Annotated in this window: 12 protein-coding genes; all 12 read right to left on the bottom strand. The window is 49.2% G+C overall.

The genetic code is table 11. The annotated features are described in order from the left end of the window. Positions 1-899, bottom strand: an 899-nt coding sequence (locus VN105_RS28865) for a hypothetical protein (protein WP_325646809.1), incomplete at its 3' end; no start/stop codon positions are given. Positions 900-908: 9 nt separating this feature from the next. Continuing rightward, positions 909-1,691: a hypothetical protein gene (locus tag VN105_RS28860; protein WP_325646807.1), complete on the bottom strand. Its 783-nt coding sequence runs from the start codon at positions 1,689-1,691 to the stop codon at positions 909-911. 46 nt (positions 1,692-1,737) lie between these two features. Continuing rightward, a complete protein-coding gene (locus VN105_RS28855) occupies positions 1,738-5,535 on the bottom strand; it encodes a hypothetical protein (protein WP_325646805.1) in 3,798 nt (1,265 codons plus the stop codon). Next, on the bottom strand, positions 5,532-5,954 hold the full coding sequence (locus tag VN105_RS28850) for a GPW/gp25 family protein (RefSeq protein WP_325646803.1): 423 nt from the start codon (positions 5,952-5,954) through the stop codon (positions 5,532-5,534). The genes VN105_RS28855 and VN105_RS28850 overlap by 4 nt, the downstream gene beginning before the upstream one ends. Before the next feature lie 2 nt (positions 5,955-5,956). After that, the gene (locus VN105_RS28845) at positions 5,957-6,259 is read right to left on the bottom strand and encodes a PAAR domain-containing protein (RefSeq protein ID WP_325646801.1); all 303 of its coding nucleotides are present in this window, start codon (positions 6,257-6,259) and stop codon (positions 5,957-5,959) included. 18 nt (positions 6,260-6,277) lie between these two features. Further along, on the bottom strand, positions 6,278-8,086 hold the full coding sequence (gene vgrG / locus VN105_RS28840) for a type VI secretion system tip protein VgrG (protein ID WP_325646799.1): 1,809 nt from the start codon (positions 8,084-8,086) through the stop codon (positions 6,278-6,280). 6 nt (positions 8,087-8,092) lie between these two features. Next, positions 8,093-8,767, bottom strand: coding sequence for a hypothetical protein (locus VN105_RS28835; protein WP_325646797.1), 675 nt, complete (start codon positions 8,765-8,767; stop codon positions 8,093-8,095). Further along, positions 8,764-8,931, bottom strand: coding sequence for a DUF5908 family protein (locus VN105_RS28830; RefSeq protein WP_325646796.1), 168 nt, complete (start codon positions 8,929-8,931; stop codon positions 8,764-8,766). The genes VN105_RS28835 and VN105_RS28830 overlap by 4 nt, the downstream gene beginning before the upstream one ends. 2 nt (positions 8,932-8,933) lie before the next feature. Then, the gene (locus VN105_RS28825; RefSeq protein WP_325646794.1) at positions 8,934-9,407 is read right to left on the bottom strand and encodes a phage tail protein; all 474 of its coding nucleotides are present in this window, start codon (positions 9,405-9,407) and stop codon (positions 8,934-8,936) included. An 86-nt stretch (positions 9,408-9,493) separates the two neighbouring features. After that, complete coding sequence (locus VN105_RS28820) at positions 9,494-9,949, bottom strand: phage tail protein (RefSeq protein WP_079467630.1); 456 nt, start codon at positions 9,947-9,949, stop codon at positions 9,494-9,496. Between the two features lie 42 nt (positions 9,950-9,991). Continuing rightward, a complete protein-coding gene (locus tag VN105_RS28815; RefSeq protein ID WP_325646790.1) occupies positions 9,992-11,494 on the bottom strand; it encodes a phage tail sheath family protein in 1,503 nt (500 codons plus the stop codon). A 17-nt stretch (positions 11,495-11,511) separates the two neighbouring features. Next, positions 11,512-12,037: hypothetical protein (locus tag VN105_RS28810; protein WP_325646788.1), on the bottom strand; the 526-nt coding region annotated here is incomplete at its 5' end.

Here is a 12,037-nt window from a genome sequence, read left to right as displayed (position 1 = left end):
TGTACGGGTTTTGCCTGGAAGGAACCATTTTCATCCGCCAGGTAAATAGCTTTTACTTTTACTACACCCGGTACCTGTGATACGCTTTTCATCAGGTCGGCAGGGTCAACGGTTTGTTTGCGGGGATGGAGGTCGGTATTGGCTACAAACCCTTTTTTCAGCAAGGGCCCTGCGTATATTTCTTCGGCAGTATACCCGTTGATATACATTTCTGCGGCAGATACAAATCTTACCGGGGGATGCAATGTCATTTCAAAGGCATTGCACATCAGGGCGAGGATCTGGTGCGGCTCATGCCTGCTGTCTACAATAATTTCAGCTTTGATAAAGATCTCCTGGGGTTGCAGTATTACCGTAGGTTCAAAATCTTCCCCGATATTGCGGTACGACTGCAAAAAATGATCTGTTTGTGCAGCCAGCTTTTGTATAAGGTCTGCATTGCCGGTCATATTCTGTGCAATGTCATCTTCTACCTGTACAAATACCCGGTATACGCCTTTGGTACACCCGGACGGATGGTTGGTTTGTACGGGTTCTATCCAGATGTTCTCAATATTTTCTATTTCGTCCAGTACCAGTTTCCGGTAGTCATTTATTGTAACGGGGCCAGAGGTAAGCATATCTGCGCGCCGGAAAAAAGAATGGGGCAGGGGATCAATGTTACCTTTTTTATCTGCCAGTATTTCATCTATAGGGAAGGCGGTACGGTAGGCCGGATCCGTAATGGCATAGCACAGTTGCTGCAGGATGGTTACACCGGGATCGTGCAGGTTGTAATCGGTCCATTCGGTGCCGGATAGTTCCTGCACACGGGCAATTGCTTCCTTCATTAAAAGATCATAGTCCATTGCAGCAGCAATGGGTTTGTCTCTGTTGATCTGAACGGGAGTATCAGCCATATCAGTAGGTTAATAGTAGTATTCTTCCGGCATAAACAGCTCATCGCTCCATAGCCTGGTAATGTTGTAAAAAATTTCCACGCCTTCTCCATAGTTACTGTTGGAGCGTAGTTGCAGGGCATAGTTATGCGTGCCGCCTTTCCAGCGCAGTTTGATCTTGTTCCAGAAAAAGCCGTAGTGAGCGCAACGCTGGCTGATCCTGTTATGTGCGCCGCCATATGCCGCCAATGCGGTGGCATGGAGCAGCGCCATCCTGCCGGCGCCTTTTTTACCGGTTCTGGCTATCACCTCAAAAGCCTGGCAGTTATCCAGCGATTCAAGGATGGGATGCCATTTACCATTGGCGGGAACGGTACCGGTTTTAAAGGTACCCACACGGCCCTGCATACCGGCAAAACCGTTGATGTCCATTTTAAGCCGTGGATCGCTTTTCTTCCCTATACCCAGGTTGCCATTCGTATGAAAGAAGAAACTCTTTCCCGGACCGGTCTGATCGTCTTCGCCGGTGCCGGGTTTCATCCGCAGTGCGGGATAATCCTGCTCATCTTTTTCCATACAGAAAAATGGTTCAAGATCATCGGTGGCGCGGTAAAAGGAGAGCAGCCGTTTAGACTCGCCCAGTGTAGCCACCAGCAAGCCGTTGTCTTCATCTTTCGAAAAACCGTCTTCCTGTTTATTGATGGTAGAATCTATCAGGTAGCCGAAATGATTTTCCGAAGGCATCACGCCATTTCTGAAATATTGTTTGAGCTCATCCCGCCCGTATACTTTTTTACTTTGTTGCATGTCCATATGTCTGGAATTTATATAAGGAGATGATTAGTTGATATAATGAATATCATGGCGGAAGCAGGGAGATGGTAAGCATCTCTTCATCGGCAGCATGATCCGGGCGTTTGGGCGTTACCGTTATAACAGGATGATCGTTGCCAATGATCAGCTCACTGCTGATCTTCAGCGCATCAATACCCAATGGCTCCGGTGCTTTATATTCCGGTGAGCGCAGTAAGGTGATCAGGTGTTCCTTCGACGGGATCAGCACCGATTGCGGCAAAGAAGGTACAATTTCCTGCAGGTCGCCCAGGGCGGTGTCTGTAGAAAAAGCAGTCAGTACACCGGTATCTTCATCTTTCGTATAATAAAAATGAACAAGGGAAAAACCGGTGATATACTCCACGTAAGGCTGCCGGTTGATATAATTGAGCAGTTCCGATTTATACAGGGTACTGCCTATCTTTAAATGGGATGAGGGATCGAACAACCAGGGGCAAAGATATTTCTGGATATCCAGCTGCAACTGCTGCAGGTGGCTGTTCTGGTTGTGCTCCGATGGATCCCTGAACAGGATGCTGCATACTACTTTCACACTTTCATACACCGGGTTGCGGATAGATAAACGAACGAACGGAGATATATGCTGTTGCATAAAAGCCTGGATGCGGCACAGGGTATCCAGGTCTACTTTGGGTTCAGGGTTAATAAATAAACCGCTGTCCGATTGCCGGGGTACTACTACAATACTGGCATCTTCGTCCCTGGAACCTGGTGGGGCGGTAATGCATTTTACGATCAGTATTTCAGGGAATGCTTCCAGTAATACCTGTGCAATATCCAGCGCGGTAACCGGTCGTTGTTTGTGTCGCAGCCTTTCGCTTACGCGCGTATAAAATTTACTTTCCGATTCTCTTTTGCGTCCGCCGAATGAAGGAAACAATTGCCAGATGGCCTGGATGGTGCGGATATCCCGCTTCGTGTTTTTTATGGTCAGCGGCGGAATAGATAATACTGTTTCGAGGGAATTGCCAATGCCCTGCAGTACCCGTTCTGCTGTTACGGCATTGGGAAAAATACCGGTCACACGGGGTGTGATAGATTCATGCGAGGGAGTGGAGATCCTGATCCACCAGGCGCCTGGCTGGAGAATGCTGTTGTTGGTATTGATGCCCGCCGGTATCCGGATCTTTACAATGCCGCTCCTTGAAAGACTGTTGGTATTATCCGATAACAGGCACATGCCATCAAAGGGATACCATTTGTTATCCGCGAGGTAGTGCCAATGCAACGGCGGGGGATCGGCAGTGGTATCGGTAAAATATTTATCTTCCAGCTGGAACAGCAGCGATAGTTCTTCTCCGGGTTTCAGCAGGCTGAAACCAATGTATAAATGTCCTGCTTCGTTAAACACAGGCAGGAGTGAAAAATCGCTGGCGCCATTACCCGGGTAAATAGATTCATTCCCGAACACGCCAACATGATGCACTTCCATGGTTTCTCCCGGCACGAATGATTTTACGGGCTTCAGCGATTCGGAATGCTCCAGTGTATAACCAATGGCAATGGATTTTATCATGGGTGCATAAGGAAGGTTGGGTTGCGGTTTTTTCCGGGAGGGATGTTTGGCGTTATATAAAATAATTTCCGGGAAGATGAGTGTATATAACTGGTGCCCGAATGCTTCAGACGGCGCCGCCAGTTCCAGTCGCACCGCACCCTGCTTGTAACTGGTGGTGCTGTGTTTGGCTTCTTTACTCATCTTCATCCCGTTGGTAAAACTGATCTTATTGAAGTCCGCGTTGCTGATCACAGACGTATCTGCAAGATACAGGTCGCCTTCTTTGTTACGGTAGGTATGAAACAGCTGGAATAGTTCCTGGTTGCCGCGTTCGGGCAAAAACACGCTGTTGTTGATACTGCTGATGCCTACCTTGTAAGCGTTGTTGGTCATATCGCCGGGATAGGCGGCATAGTAGCTGTCGAAGCCGTTTATATTTTTAGGAAGATCCAGCCATTCCAGTTTAATACTGAAGTCTTTCGTATACTTATTAAACACATTGGTATTGCAAATATCGAGAAACGAGCCTATGGCGGGCATAGGGCCAAACATCCGGAAGGAGTGAAGTGCGTTTACTTCCCCGATATTATTATCCAGTTTTACCGAACGAAAGCCGGTTACCTTAGCCGTTACCGTTACCCTTTCCAGCACGAGGTGACGAAGGAAAGAATAAGGATGATGGAAGCTGTTATTATTCAGTAATACTTTCAGTAACGGGAGCGCGGATGAAATGTTGCCACTATGTATTTCGGGGTCAAACACACAGCATGCGGCTTCGTTACTGCGCAGCAGGAAGTTGATCACAATGGCATTGTCGGCCTGTTCTGCAGCGGTACAGCGAACGTTGTAATGACTGATCTGTTCCCATCCTGCAGGCGAAGTGTAGTAGAGAACGAATGCACCGGACATCAGTTCACTGTTGGTGATAGCGGCGCTCCTGCCGGTAACGGCGGAAAAGTTTTGCAGGTATTTCATTAAGCCGGCGTAGCTGGCCGCGTTGAAATGTAACCGCACCTGTACGGAGCGTGTGCCTTCTGTAAGGTACAGCGTGGGCGATCCGATCATGAACCCCAGGGAGGCGTCTTCCATAGTACGCACCGATTGGGAAAGATCGTGCTGGTCTTCTCCCAGCAGGGGCCAGGTAACAGGAGGCATGGTTAATTTGGCAAAGGCCGGCGCAGGTATTACCGGGTGAACGGCATGATAGATGGCTGCTTCGCAGATATTGCTGGTTTGAAGCGACTTCGCGGCAATCTGTAAATAATTACTTACATACAGGGTATGTATGGCGGTAATGGTGGTGGCATGTGCTTTGAAATGTTCCACCAGCTGGTATTTCAGCGGTTCTTTTTTAGCGGAACTGGGAGCAAGCAATATCTCTCCCTTGTCCAGTGCAAGGTGGCTGATCTGCGGAGCCGGCATTACCAGGATATGTACTTTATCCGGTACTGCATGCAGGGGTTCCATGCCCAGTATGGTACGGTAGTAATAATCGAGATGTCTTTTGGGTATTTCATTGATCTGGTCCTGCAGGTGTTTGTAAAGCTCCGTAAAGGCCATTAGCAGCCCCATATGCGGCGTATGTTTCCGTTCGCGGAGCTGGTTCTTCAGGTAAAAGGAAGCGGAGCTGGAAGTCTGGTAAAACTTTGTGCGCAGGGTATCATAAATTTCATTCAGCGAAAAGAACCCGCTGAAGGTATCGTCGCCGTCTGCAGTATGTTGGGGAATGCCGGGGAATAGTTGCTGTAACCGGGTGGTGGTGGCGGCGCCACGCAGGGTATGATGCCTTGCCGCTTCATAGGGGAACAGTTGTTTCACCTGTATTTCATACCGGTATAGCCTGGCTGTTTCTTCCTCTACCGACTGGACCACCTGTTCCACATAATGTTGGATCACCCGCTGTTTATCTGCCAGCGAAAGCTTCTGCAGTACATCCATCAGTTCAATGGCAATATCATAAAGGAGCACAAAGAAGCCGGCAGTATGTTTAAACAGGCTGGCTTCATTACCGGCTTTCCCCATTGCCTCGCGGATGGAAAGATACTTTTCTTCATAGGCGGTGAATTGCAGGTTAGAGCAGATGATGAGCATGATCACCAGGTCCGCATGAAAAAACTCCTGCCAGTCGCCATCCGGCTGATCCTGGAAATTATAATAGTTGAACTGGCTGGAGAGCGCTGTTAGCTGCGCCAGCAGGTCAAAGGTGCTCCGGTTGTCTACTTTTACATACGCAGGCTGCAACGCATCCAGTTGTCTTTCCAACTGGCTTACACCATCCTGTATATTTTCAAAGTAGTTGTTCATCGTATGCTGATATTGGTACCTTCCAGGAAATAGAACGGATACACCATGTTATGCCGCGTATTGGTGGCAATCACGGTATAGTTGATCTGTACATACACCACGCCGCTTTCCATGGTCTGGTCTGCAATCTGGCAATCAACCAGTTTGATCCGCGGTTCATACTCCAGCAGCGCATGATAAATGATATGATTCAGTTCTGCGGCGAAGCGGGAGTCTACCACTTCAAACACCATCTTCCTGATATTACAGCCGAAATCCGGCAGCATAATACGTTCCCCCGGAATGGTGCTGAGAATGATGCGGATACTTTCTTCAATATCCGCTACATCGGATACCATCAGCACAGACGCATTGGGTTTATCGAAGGAAGGAGGGAAGCTCCAGCCGGTTCCTAAAAATGATTTGATTTCTTTTGCCATCGTTAACCTCCTATTAATACAGTGGGACATCCCAATACCACCACACCGCCATGCGCGGTGCTGTCGCCCATGCGTACTGCGGGCCTGCCGCCTATCAGTACCGTGAACGAGCCCATGATAGTGGAATCCGGCGGCCCTACACATGTGCAAAGGTCGCCCACAACAGAAGCGGGTAGACCGCCAATGAGCACGGTGGGCATGCCGGGTCCTACAATAGGGCCGCCTACATGCGGAACAGGTGGAAGCGCCGGCGTTACAAGCGGGCATACATGCATATCTGTGATCCTTGCGGCGGGTTGTCCCATGTGTTGTTTTTTTATGGTTTAATTAATCATTACCACGGCTCCCTGTATCACTGTGGATGCAGAAGAGGAAAGGGTGGCGGAAGCATTGCCGGTAGCGCTGAGCGTAGTGTCGGCGGATAATGAAAGAGTTGCTCCACTCATTTCCAAAGCAGCGGTGGCCGCCGCATTAATGGATAGCCCGCTTAGTTTGAGCTGCCCGGTGGCTTCCAGGGTAAGGTCGCTTGCACTCTTGATGGTAATGCCCGCCGGCGCCATGGTAATGCTGTTGCTGCTCTGGTCCTGTACCACTATTTCCTGCGAAGTATCGTTCAACGTGATACTGTTGCCTCCCGGTGTAACAACGGTGATGATCTTGTTCTCATCATCAAAACTGATCTGCAGCTGGCTCTTGGTATACAGGGCCTTGATGTAATTGTTATTATCTGCCGGCGTTACCGGCGGTGTTTTTGCCTTACCATATAAGGAACCGATGATCACCGGGTAGCGCGGATCGTTTTCTACAAATGCTACTACTACTTCATCGCCCACTTCAGGAAAAAATATAGCGCCGGCGGTGGCGGTGGCGTAGAAGGTCGACAGCCTCGCCCAGGTGCCTTGCTGCCCCGTAGCCGTACTGGCCAGCATCACCTGCACGCGGTATTCCGCAGCGGGGTCTTCTGAAATGGCAACAACGGTGCCCAGCTGAAGCCCTTGTATAGCCGGCAGCTGCCCGTTGGCCGGTGAGTAAGAAAAATTTTCCCTTTCGTAAATAGGTTTACTGTTCAGGCCAAACTTGGCATTGGTATTCCAAACGCCTTCTTTAAGTGTATGTGTTACCGCCCACACATAGGCATTCCCGTTAAAGCGGGTACCTACGCCGGATAAGGCGATCAGCGTATTGGGCCATACGGTGGCATTGCCCATGAAGGATACCTGCCCGCTGATGGATTCCAGCCGCATGCGTAATAAGGTGCTGTTGGCCCAGGCCTGCAGGCTCTCCTGTGCCAGGGGGGAGTTGGATACCAGTTGCAGCGGCGTTTGACTCAGTGCAGCAGCCAGTGTGCTGGCAGTAATATTGCCTTGTGCATTCAGCCCCGGCTCCTCGGCATTCGCCGTGATCATGGCCAGTGTTTGCGGGTCCCAGGCGGCGGCGGAAAGGGAAGGCACCTGTTTCTCGGCGTTCACAGAAGCATTGAAGCTGATCAGTGATTCGCCGAAAGCTACAGATACTACGGGCTCTCCGCTTACTACCGGTGGCGCCGCCACTATTTTATCTTCTACCAATGATACTACATAGCCGTTAAACTCCGCACGCGATAACAGGAAATCCCAGTCGGTGCTGAACTTCTGGAACACCAGTTCATTGATGGCGCTGGTGCTTGTTACATCCCCGCTCAAACCATTATTGCTGATGGCGGTAGACATAATCGCACTATCTACCTGGTTCATAAACACGGCGTCTTTTTTCGTAATGGTCATCTTCACTGCGCTGTGTTTACAGGTAACGATCAGGTGAAACCCCTGGTCGGTGGCCTGTATGGTTTGCTTTACCACTATGCCGGTAAAGATCGGTTCTTCACCGCCGTTGCCATACCCGGCAGTGATAGTAACGGTATTGCCCGGTAAAAAACTCTCGCTGTCGCTTGCCGGGAAATCGCCTATCACTCCCGTAGATGCTTTGGCGGTAGTGCCGTCAGAAAGCATGATTTCCGCATACGAGATCCGGTTCAGTTCATGATGTACGGTTACGGATATAACAGGGTACGTATACTGCACGGCGGTGCCGTTTGCCGTGATGGTATAATGCAGGGTAGGATCTGCTATATTGATAGGTACAACTGTTGCCATGAGCGCTTATTTCTTTAGCGGGGGGAAGTAAAGTCCGTCGCCCGGTTTGATATCATGAATACTGTTCAAACCATTCACCCTGGCCACTTCCATGTAGTATCCCGGTTCCCCGTAAATGCGGTAGGTCATTAATGGCAGGGTATCGCCGGCCAGTACGGTGCGTATATGTGTAAGATCCGGCGATGCTACGCCGGATTCTTTTATTTTCGTTGCAAAGGCTACCGACTCAATCACGTTGAGCTTTATCACTGCGCGTAAGGCAGTGCCGGTAGTACTGAACAGGCTGTATTTAATGTTGATGGTTTTGCATACGCCTGTGAAAGTAGTGTTACCCCAGGTGATCCGCAGGTAGTTGGGCCGGTGGTCTTCTCCCTGGTAATTGTAAGCAATGTTCATCACTTTTTCAATATAGGTATCTACGGTAAGTCCGCCGGGAATGGGCACTACACCGGTTCCGTCTACCAGCAGCTCCAGGTCAAAATTTCCCGACTCCATGCTGCTGAAGATCTGCGTAGGCGCAACAGCGCCCTGTTCATCCGTGTTCTTGTAATTGATGGTATAATTCAGCGTATAGCTATCCGGGTTGATCACCGCTGATACGCTATCGATCAGTTGGGTGGTTTCCGGATCGGCATAACCTGCCAGTAATAATTTTGTGGGTCCTCCTGTAGTCTTATTCATCTTGCGGGTGAGTTCTCTATGCTGTTGATTAATTTATCCATACATTCCCTTACTATTTTATCTTTCAGGGCCTGAAGGTCTTTGATGCCGGTATGCGCGGCTTGTTGCGGGGGATGTTCTTCTATGGTGACCTTGATCACCAGTTCTCTTATTTCCAAAGGCATAATTAACTGATTTGTTGAAAATAATCATAGCATAGTTCCAGCGTTTCCAGCGCAATAGAATTTTCCTGCGCTTTAAATTCAGACACTTTATATGCTACGGGATACGCATTTAAAAACTGCCAGGAAGCTACCAGTCCCCGGTTGGCGTTCATCAGGCTCACTGTTACCGGTACGGGCGAAAAGGTAAAGAGGTTGATGGCATTCTGTGCCCAGGTGATCAGCTGTGAGCCGGTGAGCATCCCTCTTTTAAGTACCAGGTTCCCGTATTTTGGTGGCTGCGGAAGCCGGTGAATAAACCTGTTTTCTCCTCCTTCCTTTGCTTCCAGCGGCGTAATAGTAGCGGTAAGCCCGCTTACTTCCTGGAAGCTGCCTTCATTACTGCCGGTAATGCCCGGTACATTTACCCTGAAATAAAATCCTACGGGCGGATAAAAGGGCGTTTGTGCTGATGATGGCGGTGGTGGCGGAATTGGCATGACAATTTATTTGAGGGCATGAATAAGCGGAGTAACGGATAACGAAGCCGGTTCCTGCAACCAACTCCGCTACCCGTTGTCCGTTTTTATTTAGTTAAATGCAATCCTTCGTGCGCTACTTCCATTGTTTCCACCGCTACTTCATTGGCGTCGGATTTCATATCGGTAACGGTCATTTTACAGGGGAAAGCATTGGTGAGCGTCCAGTTCATGGCGGTTTGCCCGGTTTCGTCGAGCAAACTGATAACAATAGTAGAACGCTTGATGGTGTTCATTTTAATGAGATCGTAATTATCCCACAGGGTGGTATCTCCTTTGAAGATACCTTTCTTCAGGGTGATGTTATTGAACTTTGCGATACCGGGCATTTTTACCACGGAGTATACAGGATTACTGCCGCCACGGTATTCTATTACCTGTGTTTCAGAAGTGAGTCCTGTTACTTCCTGGAATATGATCTCTTTGCCGTCCCACATCACCTTGAAGGAAAACTTTACCATAGGCCAGGTGGCCTGTGATTGGGTGGAGCCGTCATCTGCCATAATTGTAAGTTTTAAAAGTTATTGAATAAATTTTAGTGTCGGTTATGATTGTTGCATTTGCTGCTGGAAGGTGATCACGATAAATTCCGCAGGGCGTGTAAGCGCTACTTTCACGGTGATCAGCATTTTACCATCGAGGATGTCCTGTGGCGTCATGGTGGTGCCAATACCTACCTGTACATCGAAAGCCTGTTCCGGTGCGGCGCCCGCCAGTGCTCCCTGTTTCCAGAGGTTTTGCAGGAAATTGTTGATCATGCTTTTTACGGTGATCCAGGTAGTAGCGTCGTTGGCTTCAAACACATAGGCGCGCGTAGCCAGTTTAACCGATTGCTCGATCATGATCAGCGTGCGCCTTACATTGATGTAACGCCAGTCGAGGCTGTTACCATCCAGCGTTCTTGCGCCCCATACCAGCGTGCCTATGCCTGCAAACGGCCTGATCACGTTGATGGATTTTCCCGCCATGATATCTACGTTGAGGTTTTGTTGTTCTTCCCCGGAGATGTTAACGGTGGGAGCCGATACCATGCTTACCGATACATTGGCCGGGGCTTTCCATACGCCGCGTGAATTATCAACCAACGTGTAAATGCCCGCCATGGCGCCACTTGGCGGCAATTCGTTCATCTGGGAACGTATTTCCTCCAGTATATGCACATAGGTGGGACTGGCGGCTTTGAGCGACTGGTGATAATTCTTTTTGGTATTACTATCCGGAGTGGCATTGCCTTTAAACTTGGTGATGATTTGTGCAGCTGCAGGTTCAGGCAACAGTTTTTCCAGGTCAACGCTGGCATCCAGGTTCTCGAAATCCACTTCGTCCGGTTGTACAATAGTGGTTTTCACCCAGGGATGATAGGCTGCGCCGTAGTTGAGCGAGTTTACGCCAATCTGTTCCCGGAAGGCGCCTATCACATCTCCCAGTACATCGGATGGTTTTTGTTTTACGAGATCAAAGATGCCGAAGCGGCTTTGCATATTTGCGCAGTGTTGCAGCACCTGTGTATACACCGAGGTATAGGCATCAGCCCCCAATGCAATGATGTCGGGGATTACAATGAGCGTGGGTTCCGATTCCTTTTCCAGCAGGGTGAAAACATTCGGCTTGCTGTCTGACCCGATGAAGTCGTCGGCAGCAATGGTAAAGCCATCCGCCTGGTCGCCGTAGGTGCCTACCGAGAGGATGTAACAAAGACTACCGCTGTTACCAAAAAACAGCCGGATGCTGTTGTAAAAGTAAGCGGTGTTGTTGTCCTTGATCTGCACCACGGTAGGCTTACCGTTGATGTTAAAAGTTTCCTGCTTCACCTTGGGATCTGCATCCGCCAGTGTGAACTTAGGTTTGAACTCACTGCCAAAGTACTCCAGGTACTCCGCAAAGGAAGTGATCCTGGTTGGCTTGTGCACAAGGGATTTACCATTTCTTTCTGCTTTCTGCGTATAGCCTATAAATACAGGCACTGCAGTTTCCACAGCGGTAATGGAACTGGGGAACGCATTTTTCTCCTCAATATAAACCCCTGGGGTCATGAAGGTTGATGCCATATTAGGTGTTTTTTTGTTTAGTATAAAAATATTTCAGAGTACGTTTTACCATTGGTATGCCATGATCTTCCCGCTGCAGATATCTTGTCGATTTCCGGTGATGGGAGTGGGGAGATGATGACCTTATGTTTGTTGTTATCATCCGGTATCCTGTCTGCCAGTTTTAGTATGTTAGGATTCCTGTCTGAAAGAGGGATGGGATCGTTAGATACCAGTACCGGAACCTGGTTCCTTTCCGGAAGCGCTGCCCGCAGCGGTTCGCTGAAACAGGAAGTCCCGCTGCTGTTCAGTATTACCGGGTGGGGCAGTGCAGCCAGTTGTTCACTCATCAGGTAATAACACCAGTAAGTGCTCCTGGCCTTAAACCGGATCTGGTAATTATCCAGCAGTGATTCGTCCAGCGTAAGGGTCAGCAACCCGAATGGTTTTGTAAAATATGTTTCCTGCAATTCATCTATTCCCCGCAGGTCCGCCGCATCTGCACAGGAATACCGGTGTAAAACGCCCGGTGCATTCGTTGCATCATTACCAAACATAAAACAC

The organism is Chitinophaga sp. (genome assembly GCF_035564935.1).
Classification (GTDB): domain Bacteria; phylum Bacteroidota; class Bacteroidia; order Chitinophagales; family Chitinophagaceae; genus Chitinophaga.
This window is presented reverse-complemented; position numbering and strand designations above follow the sequence as displayed.